The following is an 18,095-nucleotide window of genomic DNA, read 5'->3' as shown; positions in this document are numbered from 1 at the left end:
CTACCGGGAGTAGCCCCGACGGTTGACAAAACTATAGGAACACCCAATGACTATTTATCCGGACTGCTAATTTGTGCGGGCTGTGGTTTTGTGACCTGCTGATATTAAAGATACTGTACAACTGTACACTAACTCATCTTCGTAGTATATTGCTACCCGCAAAACTCAATACCATTGTGCTTCGAGACGCTAAAGCGCCTACGTACAATGGTTTTGATAGTACGATTTGATTCAACGACAGGATGGATGGTCCAAGCGTGAGTCTCGGCAGCAAACTATCCGATGCAAAGGTCTCCTTTGCGATATTTAAGCGCGACATTAAGCGACTGCTTGTGAACCCCGTCGCCTTGGTGGTTACCCTTGGCGTGTGCGTTATCCCCTCGCTGTATGCCTGGTACAACATCGTGGCAAACTGGGATCCGTACGGAAACACCCAAGGTATCAAGATTGCCATCGCCAACAACGATCAGGGCACTCAGAACGACCTAGTGGGCGAGCTCAACGCGGGCGATAAGGTGGTCGATCAGCTCAAGGAGAACGATCAGCTGGGCTGGACCTTCGTCGACTCGGCTGCCGATGCCAAAGAGGGTGTCGAGAGCGGGGAATACTACGCTGCGATCGTAATCCCCAAGAACTTCTCCGACAATCTTGTCTCGATGCTCGATGGCAATTACCATCAGCCGAAGCTCACCTATTACGTCAACGAGAAAAAGAGCGCCATTGCGCCCAAGGTCACCGATACCGGTGCCAACACCATCGAGGAGCAGATCAACTCGGAGTTTGTCTCCACGGTGGGCGAGACCGTCGCGGGCATTGCCAAAGATGCTGGCATCGATCTTAAAGACAAGGCAACCCAGACCCAGGATTCGCTGGCGGGCTCGGTGTCCGAGGCGTCTGATACCCTGGGCGAAGTGCGTGATTCCATCGGCGACATGAACACCGCCATCGACAAGACGAGCAGCTCGATTGCTTCGGCCGATGCTGCGTTGGCGGGCCTGCAGGGACAGGCGCCTTCGCTAACGCAGGCAATCGCTCAGGGTAATGATCTGCTGGGCGAAGCTCGTACCACGGCTGGCAAGTCCATCACCTCGCTCTCCAAGGCGCTCTCGGAAGGCAGCCTTGCGCTAACCAAGACATCGGCCTCCGCGAACGCTGCCATCGGCAAGCTGACGGGCACGGTCACATCTACGACCACCCGCATCGACAACTCGCTCGAGTCTCTCCAGGCAACGATCGATCACAACACCGCAGTTATCGGCCACCTGCAGATTCTTGCCGGCGATACCTCGACGGGATCGGATCGGATCGACGCACTGATCGCCTCGACGATCGATACGCTCAAGAAGCAGAACGACCAGCTGCAGAGTATCAAGAACAGTCTGTCCGCGCAGTCGAGCGCCATGGCAAATGACGCCACGGCCGTCTCGAACGCGAGCAAAGCACTCAACGCGGCAATTCAGACCGGTACGGCTAACCTCGGTCAGGCTCAGACCGATCTGGGTCAGAACGCACTTCCGAAGGCTTCGAGCGCGCTTGACTCCTTTGCCGCCGTTTCGGGCGATTTGACCGGCATTGTATCGGGTATGACCCCCACGATAGCGAGCGCGCGCGGCACGCTGGCGCAGCTCGGCGCCACGCTCGAGCAGGCAAAGACCACGCTGTCCCAAACCGACGCCTCCCTTGCCAAGGTTCAGGACAAGCTCGCGACCGCCGCCAATGACATTGCGGCGTTGCAGACCTCTGGGTCTATGGGCGAGTTAGCCGACCTCATGGACGTCGACGTCAATGACGTGGCAGATTTCATGGCATCTCCGGTTGAGCTGACATCCAAGTCAATCTATCCGGTCAAGAGCTTTGGCTCGGGCATCGCGCCCTTCTACACCAATCTGGCGCTATGGGTAGGCGGCTATGTGCTCATCGCTATCTACAAACTCGAGGTCGACCGCGAGGGCATCGGTAGCTTTACGGCGCATCAGGGCTACTTTGGCCGCTGGCTGCTACTGGTGATCCTGGGCGCGTTCCAGGCCATCATCGTTACGGTAGGCGACCTAGTCATTGGCGTTCAGTGCGTCAATCCGCTGCTCTTTGTGCTGGGCGGCATCGCTATCTCGTTCACCTACGTCAATATCATCTATGCGCTGTCCACCACCTTTAAGCATATCGGTAAAGCCATTGGCGTCATCCTCGTCATTGTGCAGATCCCCGGCTCGTCGGGCATGTATCCCATCGAGATGATGCCCGGCTTCTTCCAATGGCTACATCCGCTGCTGCCCTTCACCTATGGCATCAACCTGCTGCGCGAGACCGTCGGTGGCATGTATTCGTTCAACTACCTGTTCAACCTGTGCATCCTGGGCGTGTTCCTTATCATCGCGCTCTTTATCGGTCTGCAGCTGCGCCCGTTGCTGCTCAACCTCAATCTGCTCTTTGATAAGCAGCTTTCCACGACGGGCCTCATGATCTGCGAGTCCAACGACCTGCCGCGCCAACGTTATTCGCTGCGTACGGCCATGCGCGTCATGCTCGATTCCGATTCGTACCGTCGCGAACTGCTCGATCATGCGGTCGCCTTTGAGCATCGCTACCCGTACTACATCAAGGGCGGTTTCGCTGCTGTAGTCGGCGTGCAGGTGCTGCTCTTCATTCTGTCGACGGTTCTCGATATCGACAACAATGGCAAGATCATTCTGCTGGTTATCTGGATTATCTCGGTCATTGCCATCTGCGGCTGGCTCATCAACATCGAGTACATCCGTGCAAGCCTCAACACCCAGATGCGCATCTCGGCGCTTTCGGACGAGGACTTGCGCCGCGAGATGCGCGAGCACACGGCTGCCATCCCTGCCGCCCGTCGCATGTTTGGTCTCAACGCCAGCGAGCGGGGCACCAAGGACAGCGAACAGCCCACGAGCCGTCTGCCGCATATTGGTGCGCATCGTAAATCTCAGGGCAGCGACAGCACAGCTACAAATGATGGAGATACCACCCTGCTTGGCAAGCACTCTAAAGGAGGTGAGGCATAAATGAAGAACATCCTGCACCTGTTTAAGCGTGATGTCCAAAACGTGTCTCGCTCCGTGATCGGCATGGTCGTCGTGATGGGCCTCATTATCGTGCCGTGCCTGTACGCGTGGTTTAACATCGCCGGCAGCTGGGATCCGTACGGCAATACCGGCAACCTTAAGATTGCAGTGGTCAACACCGATGAGGGCTACGAGAGCGACCTGATTCCCGTCGAGATCAACGTGGGCGAAAACGTGACGGCGACCCTGCGCGGTAACGAGAACTTTGACTGGGTTGTCCTCAACGACCGCGATAAGGCGATTGAGGGCGTTAAGTCGGGCACATACTATGCCGCCGTCGTTATCCCCAAGACGTTTAGCGCCGACATGATGACGCTTTTCTCGACCAACGTGAAGCACGCCGACATCGAGTTCTACGAAAACCAGAAGGCTAACGCCATCGCCCAGATCGTGACCGAAAAGGGTTCGAGCGCCGTCCAGAGCCAGGTGAATGAGACCTTTACCAAGACCATCACGACCATCGGCCTTAAGACCGTGTCCAGCCTGCTCGATTACATGAGCACCGATCAGGTCAGCAGCTTTATCGCCAACCTGTCCTCGACACTGGGCGATTCGGTCGAGGACCTGCAGGACGTTCAAGCCAACGCGACTTCGCTGGCGGGCATTTTGAGCTCGACCTCCGATTCGTTGACGTCGGCGAGCGGTATGCTCCAGCAGACGGGTAAGGTCGATGAATCTACCAAGCAGTTGATGGAGCACGCCGAGAGCGGCATTAGTGATTCCAAGGAAGCACTCAAGGCCGCCAACGACGCCATCAACGCCGCGATTGACGGAAGTGCGGGCTCGTTTGACAACGTGTCCGCCGAGCTCGCGAAGGCTTTCGACGCCGCAAACCAGCATGTCAACGTTACGGTGACCCAGCTCAACGAAGCCGCGTCGGCACTCGAATCGCGCGCCAAGGAAATCGACGACACGGCCGACCAGCTCCGCAGCTTTGCCGATCAGGTGAGTGACGAAAAGCTCCAGGACAACCTCAAGTCTGTGGCTACATCGCTGGGCAGGATCGCGACGGAGTATCGTAACAATGCCAACGACCTGAGGGCAACCGCAAAGTCCCTTTCCGACAGCATGGCAGAGGTCAACAGCACGCGTGCCGAGGTCGACCAGGCCATCGCCGATGCCAAGGCGGGCATCTCGGGCGCTAAGTCCGACTACGATTCCACGTTCTCGGTCAAGGCCAAGGAGCTCAAGAAAACTATTTCGGGCGTTCTGGATTCGCTCGACGGCATCTCGGGCGACCTGGATAGCGCTGTTGCCGGCCTGACCGACGCATCCGGTTCGCTGGCAAAGGGTCTCTCCAAGGCCGCAAAGCTGGTCAACAAGGCTTCCGATCAGCTGGGCGAGGCGTCGGACAAGATCAGCGCGTTCAAGGACGAGCTCGACGGCGCCCTGATGTCGGGTGACCTGGCGACGATCAAGACGATGATCGGCAACGACCCCGAGGGCCTGGCCGTGTCGCTTTCCGGCCCCGTTGCGCTCGACCGCAAGCCGGTCTATCCGATCCGCAACTACGGTTCGGCCATGGCGCCGTTCTATACGATTCTGTCGCTGTGGGTCGGCTCGATCGTGCTGGCGGCCATGATGAAGGTATCGGTTGACGATGAGCTCATCAACGAGCTGATCCCCGTGCGCCTGCACGAGATCTACCTGGGCCGCTACCTGTTCTTTGGAGGTCTGGCCCTGCTGCAGGCGACACTCGTGTGCGCGGGCGACATCCTGTTCTTTGGCATCCAATGCGACAACCCGCTGCAGTTTGTGCTGGCGGGCTGGGTCGCGAGTCTCGTGTTCTCCAATATCGTCTACACGCTCACGGTTTCGTTTGGCGATATCGGCAAGGCGCTCGCTGTCGTGCTGTTGGTCATGCAGGTCGGCGGTTCAGGCGGTACGTTCCCCATCGAGATGACCGGCCCCGTGTTCCAGGCGATCTACCCGTTCCTGCCGTTTACCCACGGCATCAACGCCATGCACGCCGCCATGGCTGGCGCCTACCATATGGAGTACTGGATTGAGCTGGGTATCTTGGCGAGCTACCTGATTCCGTCGCTGGGCCTGGGCGTCGTCTTCCGCCGCCCGGTCATCAAGGCCAACGACTGGATCATCGAAAAGCTGGAGTCGACCAAATTGATTTAGCGCGACAATGTGGCGTTGACGGAACATCGAGGCCTTCCGGCTCGACGCTTTAGCGTAGTGAATTGCGTGGGTTGCTTGGTTGTTGCTACAGTAGCGGGGCGTACCGGGGGTCCGGTGCCCCCCGTTTTTATTTGACCATGAGGCGGCATGCGGTCACGCGCGTGCGGACACCACGCCCAGATTGAGCGCGAGGATGTTCCATGGCCCAATACGCTGCCAACGAAATCGAAAACATGCCCGATAGCCCTGTAGCCCGTGAGGATTTGGGCGCGGGTGGTATTCCCCGGGGTGCCGGCGCACGCTCGCCGTTGTTCTGGAAAGTTCTACTGCTTTCGGTGGCGATTATCTGGGGCTACTCCTTTACCACTATGAAAGACGCACTCGACACCATTCCGGTGTTTGAACTGCTCTACGTGCGCTTTCTGCCTGCGGCGTTGGTCATGTTTGTCATCTTCCACAAGCGCATCATCGCGCACCTCAACGCCCGCAATCTTATCGTCGGACTTGGAATGGGCACACTTATGTGGGCCGCCTACGTCCTGCAGACGGTCGGTCTGGCGCACACCACGGCGGGCAAGAACGCGTTTTTGACGGGTACGTACTGCATCCTCGTGCCCTTTGCGAGCTATTTTCTGAGCGGCGAAAAACTCACCCGCTATAATCTGGGCGCGGCACTGCTGTGCTTGGCGGGCATTGGCCTGGTGGCGCTTGATAGCGTCGAGTTCAACATCGGCGATGCCATTACGCTGGGCGGCGCGGTTTTCTTCGCCATCCAGATGGCGGTGACCGCCAAGTACGGTCGCAAAATGGACATCAACGTCATCACGTTTTGGATGTTTGTGGGCAATGGCGTGCTGAGCCTGATCTCGTCGCTGCTATTCGAGACCCAGGCGCCTCTGTCCGTGTGGACGCCGAATTTTATCTGTGTGATGGCGTTTCTCTCGGTGGGCTGCACATGCGTGGCTCTGCTCATCCAAAACGTCGGCCTGGCGCATGTCCCGGCTTCGACGGGCTCGCTGCTCCTTTCGATGGAGTCGCCTTCGGGCGTGTTGTTTTCGGTGCTGCTGATGGGGGAGGCGCTCACCTCGCGCCTGCTCGCCGGCTTTGTGCTTATCTTCCTGTCGATTATCTTGAGCGAGACTCACTTCGATTTTTTGCGTCGAAAGCCGCGCCCGCAATTGTAAACAACTTGTTGCGCCGCCCTCCTGGGGCGGCATTTTTTATACCTCGCCCTTAAAGTTGTACCTTGCGCTTTACGCTATCAAAGTGCTTACTGCAAAAACGTTACTGGAGGGCATTTATGGCACCAGCTCAGTCCGATCTTCAACCGCAATCAGCGCCCAAGGCCACCGCGGCGGCGCAGGCCGCTATCGGTGACGGTCTTGTTGCAGAAGCTCAGGCGTTTGCCAACGAGCTTGCCGCATGGCGCCATGATCTCCATCAAACGCCTGAGCTCGGTAACAACCTTCCGCAGACGTCCGCCTTTATCCAGGCGCGTCTGGACGAGATGGATATTCCCTATGCCGTGCTTGTTGACGGCACCTGTGTCGTTGGCCTAATCGGTGCCGGCGCGGCAGCTGCTGCTCGGGGTAACGGTACGTGCACGGACAAACAGGCCGGTACGGTCATCATGCTCCGTGGCGACATGGATGCCCTGCCTGTTGCTGAAGAGTCAGGCGAGCCTTTCGCCTCTACGAACGGCTGCATGCACGCATGCGGACACGATATGCACGCGACGGCGCTGCTTGGTGCGGCGCGCCTGCTCAAGGCCCGCGAGTCCGAGCTTGTCGACGCCAACGCCACGATTAAGTTGCTGTTCCAACCGGGCGAGGAAACCTTTGAGGGTGCCCGCGCCGCCATCGCCGACGGTCTGCTGCAGAACCCGCGTCCCCAGGCCGCCTTCGCCATACATGTCAATAGCCAGTCGCCGCTTGGCCTGGTGCTCTACGGCAGCCCGGCGCTCTCGGGCGTGTACGGTTTTCGCATCACGCTTCAGGGCAAGGGCGGCCATGGCTCGAGCCCCGAGATCTGCATCGACCCCATCACGGCCGGCGTCCATGTGCATCTGGCGCTTCAGGAGCTCATCTCCCGCGAGGTGCCGGCGGCCAAGGAGGTCGCGCTTACCATTGGCAAGTTCGCCGGCGGTCAGGCCGCAAATGTCATTCCCGACACTTGTGTGCTTGAGGGAACGCTGCGTGGCTTCGACGTCGAGCTCATGGAGCACCTCAAGACCCGCATCGCCGAGGTCGTCAACGGCGTGGCCGCAACGTATCGCACGCCGGCGACTATCGAGACGCTTTCGGATGTTCCGCCGCTGGTACTCGACGACGGCATGACGCAGGCGTCGCTTGGCTACGTGGGCGCGGTGCTGCCCAAGGCTGCCTTCCTGCCGCTGTTCCACGCCATGGCGAGCGAGGACTTCGCGTTGATCTCGAGCGAGATCCCGAGTGCGTACTTTACCGTGGGCGCTGCCGTGACTGATACGGACGAGCACTTTGCTCAGCATCATCCCAAGGCACGTTTTAGCGATGCCGAGCTTCCCCTTGGCGCCGCGGCTTATGCCGCCGTCGCTTTGGGCTACATCGCCGACCACCGGTAGCACCCAATCTTGCTACTCGTTCGTTAAAAAGGAGCAGTATGTCCCGGCAGCATAAATTCTTCCCCGGTTGGCTCGTCGTGGCCTCCGGCTTTGTCATCATGGCCACGTGCTACACGATTTTCGTTAACTGCATGAGTCTGTTCCAGCCGCTCATCGTCAGCGACTTGGGCATTTCTCTTGCGCAGTACAACATCTCCAACGCCATCTCCACCGTGGTGAGCGTTATCGGCTCACTTGTGATCGGTCATGTGGCCGATAAAGTGAGCGGTCGCGTTTTGGGCTCCCTCACTGTTATCGCCACCTCTGCCGTTCTTGCCGGCATGAGTTTTGTCGGTGAGCTGTGGCAGGTCTACGTGCTCTTTGCCGTCTCGGGCTGCTTTGCCGTCGCCTCGACCCGCCTGCTCATTAGCCTTGTGACCGCCAACTGGTTTACGGCCAAGCGAGGCCTTGCCATCTCCATCGCACTTTCGGGCTCGGGCTTTGGCGGCGCTATTCTGTCTCCCATCGTGAGCTCGCTTATCGTGAGCGTTGGCTGGCGTTCCGCCTTCCTAGTGCTCGCGGCTATCTGCATGGTGGCGGCGCTGCCCATCACGGCCTATTCCTTCCGCACCAAGCCTTCCGAGATCGGCCTTAAGCCGCTCGGCGAGAACCCGGGCGATCCGTCCGTCTCGACGGCTGGCGACAAGGATGAGCACACGGCGCCTGAGGTTAACGTTGGCTGGTCTCGCATCAAGAAGAGCCCGGCGTTTTGGCTGCTTGTCGTCGCCTTCCTCTTTATGGGACTCGTTAACGGCGCCATCTTGCCCAACCAGGTCACCAACATGACGAGCGTTACCGTCAACGGCGCCAAGATCGTTACGGGCGGCCACGACCCCATGTGGGCCGGTACGGTGCTTTCTGCCTACATGGTCACGGTTGTTATCGCCAAGATTTCGCTCGGCGCCATCTACGATCGCTTTGGTTTGCGCTTTGGCAACGTGCTGGGTTCCGTTGCGTGTATTGTCGCCTGTGTGGCGCTGTGCTTCCCGACGACGGACCTTGGTCCTATTGTGGCCGCTGTGAGCTTTGGTATCGGAACGTGCATGGGCACCATCACGCCCACCATTGCCGCGTCAAAGCAGTTTGGCATGGCCGACCTCGGCAAGGTCACGGGCACCATTACCTCGCTCGAGATGGTCGGCGGCACCGTGGGCGCCATCGTTTCGGGCGTGCTGTTCGATGCCACGGGCTCTTTTGCGAGCACCTGGATTGTGTGCCTGGCGTGCTCCGTGGTCATGCTCGTGTTCCTGCTGGCATCCGAGCCCATCGCCGCCAAGCTGCGCGCGAGCGTGGCGGGGGAGTAAGCACGCTGCCGCGTTTGCCGGCTCACCCTGCTCTGTCCGCGGCGGTCTTGGGAGCCGAATGGATGCTCGTACCATCATTCGGTTTCCAAGGTCGCCACGGGCCTACGAAATGATCCGTTTTCCTCCGTCCCCAACAGATCACGTGATCCGAAGGGGACGGAGGAAAACGGATCACAAACAGCGGCGGCGCGTCTGGCCGAACGAGTCCCCATACCCTCGTTCGGTCAGACGCGCCGCCGCGTTGCTGCTTTGTGCCGTATAATGTCCTGTACCTATGACGCGATACAAAAGAAAGGTGTTTGCCCATGCAGGCACAGAAGGCGGAGGGAACCCGCGACCTTATCGGCGCCGAGATGCGCGCTTGGCAAAAAATGCAGCAGATTGCGGCCGGCGTATTCGAGCCGTTTGGCTTTAAGCCCATCGAGACGCCCGCCATCGAGCAGGTGGACGTGTTTGTCCACGGCATCGGCCAGTCGACCGACGTCGTGCGCAAGGAGATGTTCCGCGTGTTTAGCGGCGCCAACCTGGAGCGCGTCTTTACCGAGGGTACCGATAGCAAGCTCAAGCCCAAGCAGCGCCTGGCGCTTCGTCCCGAGGGCACGGCCGGCGTGGTGCGCGCCGTCGTGGAGAACAACTTGGTGCCTCAGGGCTCCACGCCGTTTAAGGCCTACTATGCCGAGGCCATGTTCCGCGGCGAGCGTCCTCAGAAGGGTCGCCTGCGTCAGTTCCACCAGGTGGGCATCGAGTGGCTCGGTGCTCCCGATCCGGCGGCAGACGCCGAGTGCATCATTATGCTCATGGAGTTCTACAAGCGCCTGGGCTTCGATCTTTCCAAGCTCCGTCTGCTCATTAACTCGATGGGCGATGCCCAGTGCCGTCCGGCCTATCGCGAGCAGGTTAAGCAGTTCATTCTCGACCACGCCGACGAGATGTGCGACGAGTGCCGCGAGCGCGCCGAGCTTAATCCGCTGCGCGCCTTCGACTGCAAGAACGACCATTGCCGCGAGATCATGGCCGAGGCCCCGTTGATGGGTGACAACCTGTGCGACGAGTGTCGCGAGCACTACGAGCAGGTCAAGCGCTATCTGGATGCCGCTGGCATCGAGTATGTCGAGGACCCCACCCTGGTGCGCGGCCTGGACTACTACACCCGTACCGTCTTTGAGGTCGAGGCTCCCGGCGCCGGCGTCGGTTCCATCGGTGGCGGCGGTCGCTACGATGGTCTGGTTGAGCTCGAGGGCGGCAAGCCCACGGCCGGCGTCGGCTTCGCCGTCGGTTTTGAGCGCGCCCTGTTGGCCCTGCAGGCCTTTGGCAGCGACCTGGGCGCCGATGAGGCCCCGTGTGTCTACGTCGCCAATGCCGGCAAGGAACTGCGCCAGAACGTGTTTGCCATTACGCAGCAGCTTCGCGCCGCAGGTATCGTGACCGAGGCAGACTATCAGGGCCGTTCGCTCAAGGCCCAGTTTAAGCAGGCCGACAAGGTGGGCGCCAAGCTCATTTTGGTCTTGGGCGGCGACGAGCTTGCTGCCGGCAAGGTTAAGGTGCGCGACATGCAGAGCCATGACGAGGTTCTCGTCGATTTGGCCAATGTGGTCGAGGCGGTTCGCGAGCGCCTGTAGCGCATCTTTTTGAGCTGCGGGCCTGCTAACGTGCCCTGCTCATGGAGAACGATTGTTACGGGGGTGTTTCGCTTTTATGCGGAATGCCCCCGTTTGTATATGCCGCCTACCGAGAAATACGACCATTTAGGGCAAAAACCCTTGCAATGCAGAAAATACTTTTGTGTGGTAAAGCGCAATCAGCGTCGAAAGTTTTTGCCGAGTGCCTATAATGGATACCGCATGTTACGTGCATAGAAGGAGGAATGGGAGGAAACGTGGCTGAGAACCCAAGCAACCAGTCTGTACCCGAAGCCGCGGCGCGTGTCGCTGCCGTGGTCAACCGCCTCGTTAACCGAATCGGCTTGAATGCCGAGTCCAAGGAGCGTCTCGCCGAGATCGAGATCCCCGAGGAGCTGCGCGACAATCTGGCGCTGTTCTTGCGCCTGGAGCGCCGTGTGCTTAGCGAGTATGATCCCGAGATCGCGGACCTGTTCGACAAGATTTTGACAGCCGAGATTGTGGCCAATGCCGGCAACCCCGGTAGCCGTGCTGCCGACGAGTCCGTCGACGAGCAGGGCGTGCCCACTGCCGACGAGCCCACCGCCGTGGCGTTTCGCGAGGTTGTCGATATGATCGACAGCCTGCCGCTCGATAAACAGCAGGTTATCGTCCGCGCCTTTACGAGCTTCTTCCATCTGGCAAACCTGTCGGAGGAGAATTACCGTGTGGCGCAGCTGCGCGAGCGCGAGGCCGGCGCATCGACCGATACCGAGGTCGATCCTGCCAACGAACTCACCGTCGCCTATCACCAGTTGGTAAACGAGATGGGTGTCGAGGGCGCCAACGAGCTGCTCGGCAAGCTCGAGTTCCACCCTGTCTTTACCGCACATCCCACCGAGGCCCGTCGTAAGGCCGTCGAGGGCAAGATTCGCCGTATCTCCAACCTGCTGGAGGAGCGTCCGCGTCTGGGCGGTTCCGACCTGGTGGAGAACGAGCGCCATATGCTGCAGGAGATCGACGCCCTGGTGCGTACGAGCCCCATCGCGCTCAAGAAACCCACGCCGGTCGAGGAAGCCGATACCATCATCGACATCTTCGATAACACGCTGTTCGACGTTATTCCCGTCATCTATCGTCGTTTTGATGACTGGGTGCTGGGCGATAAGGCCGGCACCGTGCCGCCGCTGTGCCCGGCGTTCTTCCACCCCGGCAGCTGGATCGGTTCCGACCGCGACGGTAACCCCAACGTCACCGCCAAGGTGAGCCGCGAGGTCGCTGCCAAGTATTTCACCCATATGGTGCTCAAGCTCGAGGACAAGTGCCGCCGCATCGGCCGCAACCTCACGCTCGAGGCCACCTACAGCAAGCCGTCTGCCGAGCTCATCAACCTGTGGAACCATCAGGTCGAGATGAGCACTCAGTACACCGCACGTGCTGAACTAATCTCCGAGCACGAGCCGCATCGCGCCGTCATGCTCGTCATGGCCGACCGACTCAACGCCACCGTGCGTCGCATCACCGACACCATGTACCACAGCGCCGATGAGTTCCTGGAGGACCTGCGCGTCGTCCAGCGCTCGCTGGCCGCCTGCGGTGCCGTCCGTGCTGCCTACGGCCCGGTCCAGACCATCATCTGGCAGGTCGAGTCCTTCGGCTTCCACATGGTCGAGATGGAGTTCCGTCAGCACTCCGTGGTGCACGCCCGCGCCCTCAAGGATATCCACGAGAACGGTATCCATGGTGATCTGCAGCCCATGACGCGCGAGGTCATCGATACCTTCCGCGCTATCGGCTCCATCCAAAAGCGTTACGGCAAGAAGATGGCGCACCGCTACATCATCTCGTTCACCAAGAGCGCCCAGCATGTGGCCGACGTCTTTGAGCTTGCCCACCTGTCCTTTGCGCATGAGGAGGATGTCCCCGAGCTCGACGTGATCCCGCTGTTCGAGCAGCTCGAGGACCTCGAGGGCTGCGTCGACGTGCTCGACCAGATGCTTACGCTGCCCGTGGTGCAAAAGCGCCTTGCCCAGACCAACCGTCGCATGGAGGTCATGCTGGGCTATTCCGACTCCTCCAAGGATGCCGGTCCTACCACGGCTATGCTCGCGCTGCACTCCGCACAGGAGCGTATTGCCAAGTGGGCCGAGAAGAACGATATCGATCTGGTGCTCATGCACGGTCGCGGCGGTGCCGTGGGCCGTGGTGGCGGCCCGGCCAACAAGGCCGTGCTGGCGCAGCCCAAGGGTTCGGTCAACTGCTTCTTTAAGCTCACCGAGCAGGGCGAGGTCATCTTTGCCCGTTACGGTAACCGCACGCTGGCTCAGCGCCATGTTGAGTCCGTTGCCGCTGCAACGCTTTTGCAGTCGGCCCCGAGCGTCGAGAAGACCAACACCGAGACCACGCAGAAGTTCTGGGATATGGCCGAGAAGCTCAACGCTGCAAGCCACGAGCGCTATCTGGATCTGCTGAACACCGAGGACTTTACACCGTGGTTCTCGACCGTGACGCCGCTGACCGAGGTCGGTCTGCTGCCGATCGGCTCGCGCCCGGCCAAGCGCGGTCTGGGTGCCAAGTCGCTCGACGACCTGCGTACCATTCCGTGGATTTTCAGCTGGAGCCAGGCTCGCATTAACCTGGCCGCTTGGTACGGTCTGGGTACCGCCTGCGAGCAGCTGGGCGATCTTGACCAGCTCAAGGCTGCCTACCAGGAGTGGCCGTTCTTCCGCACGTTCATCGACAACATCGAGATGTCGATCGCTAAGACCGACCAGCGCATCGCCAAGATGTATCTGCACCTGGGCGATCGCCAGGATCTGTCCAAGAAGGTCTTCACCGAGATGCAGCTCACGCGTAAGTGGGTCCTTGCCATCGTCGGTGACGAGTGGCCGCTACAGCGCCGTCGCGTGCTTGGCTGCGCCGTTCGCGTGCGTAACCCCTATGTCGACGCCCTGTCCATCGCTCAGGTCCGCGCCCTTCGCGAGGTGCGTATGAACCAGGACGAGATGGCCGAGGAGAAGAAGGCCGAGTACATGAGCCTGATTCTTTCGACTGTGACCGGCGTCTCGGCAGGATTGCAGAACACGGGGTAATCGATAACCCTGTAGTCGTCCGGGTCCGCCATCAGTTTACTTTTAGGCACGTCCTCGGACATGCAAGAAGCCCTCGCTGCGCACTTCGTGCGGCGAGGGCTTCTTGCGTCCTGCGGAGTGTGCCTAAAAGTAAACTGATGGGGCCCTACGATGTCCGGTCTTCGGCGGATTACTGCTGGGGAAAAGATAGCGCGCTTCGCGCGTTTTGGATGGGGTCTGTCTCGGCGGCGCGTTTGGCGCTTCTCGCCTTGCGACTGTAGCGCCCGCGGTCCTCATTGGGACCACGGCCGTTTTGTTATGGGTCAAATATGAACGTTGTGTTAATGAGTCGGTGGACGGTGGTGTTTTTCGGTGAGCGGCGTATCCTTCCAACGGTTTGACTAGTGTGTCAGTTGAAAGGAAGAGGGCGCTCGTCAATGTTTGAATGTGAACTACCGTTTGACCACAAGACGTTGCATCTGGAGCTCGAGGACAAGAACTTCGCGGGTGTGATGGAAGGTCATCAAAACGAGTTTAAGACTACAAAATCGCAGGAAGAGCTGGTAGAGGAGTCGCTTGCCAACCCTTATGGCTCGCCTTCGCTCGAGGAGCTTTGTGCTGGCAAAAAGGATATCGTAATTATCAGCTCTGACCATACGCGTCCCGTTCCTTCGCGTGTGACGATGCCTATTCTGCTGCATCACATTCATGCCGCTGCGCCCGAGGCCCGTGTGCGTATTTTGGTTGCTACGGGTATGCACCGTCCGTCGACGCACGAGGAGCTCGTCAATAAGTATGGCGAGGACATCGTTGCCAACGAGGAAATCGTTATGCATGTCGCGACCGACGACAGCATGATGAAAAAGATCGGCACCCTGCCTTCTGGTGGCGAGTGCATCATCAACAAGATTGCGGCCGATTGCGATCTGCTGCTTGCCGAGGGCTTTATTGAGCCGCACTTCTTTGCCGGTTTCTCTGGTAGCCGCAAGTCCGTCCTGCCTGGCATCGCCAGCTACAAGACCATCATGTACAACCACAACGGTCAGTTTGTGAACGATTCCCACTCGCGTGCCGGCAACCTGTGCCACAACCACGTGAGCGAGGACATGTTTGCCGCCGCCGAGATGGCTCACCTTGCCTTTGTGCTCAACGTGGTGCTCAACGGCAAGCACGAGGTCATTGGCTCCTTTGCCGGCGACATCCACAAGGCGCACGAGGCTGGCTGCGAGTTCGTGAAGAGCCTTGCCGGCGTTGAGCCCGTCGAGTGCGAGATCGCCATTACCACTAACGGCGGCTACCCCCTCGATCAGAACATCTATCAGGCTGTGAAGGGCATGTGCGCTGCCGAGGCCACGCTTCCCGAGGGCGGCGTGATCATCGACGTCGCCGGTTGTGCCGACGGTCACGGCGGCGAGGGCTTCTATCACAACATCGCCGACAACGATCCGGCAGAGTTTGAGCGCGCCTGTATCGATCGTCCTAAGGACGAGACCCTGCCCGATCAGTGGACGAGCCAGATCTTTGCCCGCATCCTGGCGCATCACCCCGTGATCATGGTCACCGACCTGTGCGATCACCAGATGCTCAAGGATATGCACATGACGCCGGTCAACACCCTCGAGGAGGCGCTCAAGCTCGCCTTTGAGATGAAGGGTGCCGACGCCAAGGTCGCCGTCATCCCCGATGGCCTGGGTGTTGTCGTCGCGCAGCACTAGTGCGCGGCTTAAACGAATCGTTTATAACCGACAAGAAAGATAAGGTTTTATGCTTACCAAACTCCTCTGCGAATTCGGCGCGACGGCCCTCATGATCGTCTTTGGCGTGGGCGTGCACTGCGATACCGTGCTCAAAGGCACCAAGTATCAGGGCTCCGGCCATATGTTTGCCATCACCACCTGGTCTTTTGGCATCTCGGTCTGCCTGTTTGTCTTTGGCGGCGCCGTGTGCATGAACCCCGCTATGGTGCTTGCCCAGTGCATCGTCGGTCTGGTGCCGTGGGGCAACTGCATCCCCTTCATGCTTGCCGATATGCTCGGCGGCTTTGTGGGTGCCGTGATCGCTTGGTTTATGTATGCCGATGAGTTCAAGGCTTCCGAGGGTGTCGTCGATCCCATTGCCCAGCGCAACATCTTCTCGACCAACCCCACCACCGAGGGTACGAACTATGCCCGCAACTTCTTCTGCGAGGCAATCTGCACCTTTGTGTTCATTAGCGCCATCCTTGCTGCTGCTAGCCGTGCTGGTGAGGACGTTTTGATGCTCGCCATCTGCGTCGGCCTGATTGTCTGGGCCGTTGGCATGGGCATGGGCGGCATCACCGGCTTCGCTATGAACCAGGCACGTGACCTTGGTCCCCGCCTTGCTTATCAGGTGCTGCCGATTAAGAACAAGGCTGACAACAACTGGAAGTATGGTCTGCTTGTTCCTGGCATCGCGCCGTTTGTCGGTGCTATTGTGGCCGCGCTGTTTGTGCATGGCTTCTTGGGCATGTTCTAGTCCAAGGCTACATAGGTTGTCAGCCGTCCGCATGGGGTAACTTCCCAGCGCGTCCTCGGACATGCAAAAAGGCTCGCTGCGCACTTCGTGCGGCGAGCCTTTTTGCGTCCTGCGGAATGCGCTGGGAAGTTACCCCATGCGGACGGCTGTGGGATCTTTGCTGCGCTCGAGTAAGCAACCCAACATATATATCTGAATATGGATGGGAGGGGCTTGTTGCTGATAGGGGCGTTGAGCTGTTGTTGACACTTTGGGATGCGTGGCGCCCTGGGTTGGGGTGATGCTTTGGGATGAGCTTCTTACTTAGTTGAAGAGGGGCGCTATGGCTGAGAGGTAGTTTTTGGCTACGTTGGATTTGTTGGCTTGGAAGTTGTGCCAGGCCCACCATTGGACCATTCCTACGAAGCTTGAGGCTATGTGGTGTAGTAGGAAACTGCGGTCCATGGTGCCGGCGGGGCCTGCGGGGTCGACGGGGACGGTTTCGGCTGCGCGCGACATGATGGTCTTGCGGAGACAGTCGGCGAAGACGCGTGAGCCGGCGCCGGCTACGAGGGCTCGAACGCCCTGGCGGCGTTCCCAGAGATTGTTGAGGATATGCTCGACCTGCACGAGTGGGTCGTCGAGCGGTGTGCCATCGTCGTCAAGAGCGTGGGTGCAGATGTCGCTCACGAGTTCGGACAGTAGGTCGTCTTTGCTCTTAAAGAGACCGTAGAATGTCGCGCGGCCTACGTGAGCGCGAGCGATGATGTCGCCGACGGTGATCTTGCCGTAATCTTCCTCGCGCAGGAGCTCGGAGAACGCCGCAACGATGGCGGCGCGGCTTTTTGCCTTGCGGGCATCCATGGCTATGCGTCCGCGTGAACGAGCAGGCAGCGGAGCGTGCCGGAGCAACCCTCGTAGGGGCGTTTGCCGGCGCCGTAGCCGACAGCTTCGATGCGGTAGCGTGAGGGCAGTTGGTCGGACGTACGCAGGGCGGTGACGATGGCGGCGCCTGTGGGCGTTACGAGCTCGCCAGCGACCGGTGCAGGCGTGAGAGCGATATTGCCCGCCTGGCACAGGTTGACGACAGCGGGGACGGGAATGGGCATGAGGCCGTGTGCACAGCGGATGGTTCCGTGGCCCTCGGAGAGCGACTCGACCACGATGTCCTCAATGCCCAGGTCATCGAGGCAGATGGCGACAGAGCAGACGTCGACGATGGAGTCGATGGCGCCCACCTCGTGGAACATGACGGTCTCGGGCGTTTTGCCGTGAGCCTTGGCCTCGGCAGCGGCGAGTGCGGTAAAGATGGCGAGGGCGCGACGCTTGGCGCCATCGCTTAGCTGCGAGCCATCGATAATGGCGGTGACGTCCGCCAAAGACCGGTGGTGATGGTGGTGGGCGTGATGATGCCCCTCGTGGCCATGGCCGTGGATCTCATGGTCATGGTCGTGTGTGTGCTCGTGCTCATGCTCGTCATGGTCATGATGATGGTGGTGCTCATGCTCATGCATATGCTCGACAGCTGCTTCGTTGCCGTAGAGCCAGGCCATATCGTGGTCGTGGTTCTCGAGCTCCTCTGCCAGCTGAACGTCAAAGTCGCAGGCGTCGATGCCGTGCTTGTTTACGCGCGTGACGGCGATCGAAAAGCCATCGACCGGCAGCGTGGCGAGCTGTTCGCGCAGCTGCTCCTCACTGGCATCCAGGTCGAGCAGGGCCGCAACGGTCATATCGCCGCTGATGCCCGAGGTGCCGTCGATGATAAGCGTGTGCTGATGGTTGGACATGGGATGCTC

At 59.7% G+C, this 18,095-nt stretch carries 11 protein-coding genes; 9 read left to right on the top strand and 2 right to left on the bottom strand.

The features are described from left to right. The first annotated feature begins 257 nt into the window (after positions 1 to 257). The 9 genes from DXB53_RS03870 to larD all read left to right on the top strand — a co-directional run bounded on the left by DXB53_RS03870 (position 258) and on the right by larD (position 16,320). On the top strand, positions 258 to 3,023 hold the full coding sequence (locus tag DXB53_RS03870; protein WP_233503794.1) for a YhgE/Pip domain-containing protein: 2,766 nt from the start codon (positions 258 to 260) through the stop codon (positions 3,021 to 3,023). Beyond that, entirely contained in the window at positions 3,024 to 5,213 is a 2,190-nt protein-coding gene (locus DXB53_RS03865; protein WP_117583390.1) for a YhgE/Pip domain-containing protein, read from the top strand. A 200-nt stretch (positions 5,214 to 5,413) separates the two neighbouring features. Beyond that, positions 5,414 to 6,397 (top strand): DMT family transporter, encoded by a 984-nt coding sequence (locus DXB53_RS03860; protein ID WP_117583389.1) that lies wholly within the window; start codon positions 5,414 to 5,416, stop codon positions 6,395 to 6,397. A 116-nt stretch (positions 6,398 to 6,513) separates the two neighbouring features. Beyond that, on the top strand, positions 6,514 to 7,812 hold the full coding sequence (locus tag DXB53_RS03855; protein ID WP_199409675.1) for a M20 family metallopeptidase: 1,299 nt from the start codon (positions 6,514 to 6,516) through the stop codon (positions 7,810 to 7,812). 38 nt (positions 7,813 to 7,850) lie between these two features. Continuing rightward, entirely contained in the window at positions 7,851 to 9,155 is a 1,305-nt protein-coding gene (locus DXB53_RS03850; RefSeq protein WP_117583388.1) for an MFS transporter, read from the top strand. Between the two features lie 305 nt (positions 9,156 to 9,460). After that, positions 9,461 to 10,774: a histidine--tRNA ligase gene (hisS, locus tag DXB53_RS03845; RefSeq protein WP_117583387.1), complete on the top strand. Its 1,314-nt coding sequence runs from the start codon at positions 9,461 to 9,463 to the stop codon at positions 10,772 to 10,774. Positions 10,775 to 11,088: 314 nt separating this feature from the next. Beyond that, complete coding sequence (locus tag DXB53_RS03840; RefSeq protein WP_369831552.1) at positions 11,089 to 13,845, top strand: phosphoenolpyruvate carboxylase; 2,757 nt, start codon at positions 11,089 to 11,091, stop codon at positions 13,843 to 13,845. Positions 13,846 to 14,261: 416 nt separating this feature from the next. Further along, the gene (gene larA / locus DXB53_RS03835) at positions 14,262 to 15,539 is read left to right on the top strand and encodes a nickel-dependent lactate racemase (protein ID WP_117583385.1); all 1,278 of its coding nucleotides are present in this window, start codon (positions 14,262 to 14,264) and stop codon (positions 15,537 to 15,539) included. A gap of 49 nt (positions 15,540 to 15,588) precedes the next feature. Next, positions 15,589 to 16,320 (top strand): D/L-lactic acid transporter LarD, encoded by a 732-nt coding sequence (gene larD, locus DXB53_RS03830; RefSeq protein WP_117583384.1) that lies wholly within the window; start codon positions 15,589 to 15,591, stop codon positions 16,318 to 16,320. A gap of 303 nt (positions 16,321 to 16,623) precedes the next feature. Here the strand turns inward: larD and DXB53_RS03825 are convergent, their stop codons facing one another. Together DXB53_RS03825 and DXB53_RS03820 are read right to left on the bottom strand one after the other, a co-directional pair. After that, positions 16,624 to 17,163, bottom strand: coding sequence for a TetR/AcrR family transcriptional regulator (locus DXB53_RS03825; RefSeq protein WP_117583383.1), 540 nt, complete (start codon positions 17,161 to 17,163; stop codon positions 16,624 to 16,626). A 2-nt stretch (positions 17,164 to 17,165) separates the two neighbouring features. Then, positions 17,166 to 18,086 carry a LarC family nickel insertion protein gene (locus tag DXB53_RS03820; protein ID WP_117583382.1) on the bottom strand — a complete coding sequence of 307 codons (921 nt, stop codon included), beginning with the start codon at positions 18,084 to 18,086 and terminating at the stop codon, positions 17,166 to 17,168. Between the last annotated feature and the right edge of the window lie 9 nt (positions 18,087 to 18,095).

The sequence above is a fragment of the Collinsella sp. OM04-5 genome (genome assembly GCF_003439125.1).
GTDB lineage: Bacteria > Actinomycetota > Coriobacteriia > Coriobacteriales > Coriobacteriaceae > Collinsella.
The sequence above is the reverse complement of the archived record's forward strand: the minus strand, read 5'-3'. Positions and strand labels throughout refer to the sequence as shown.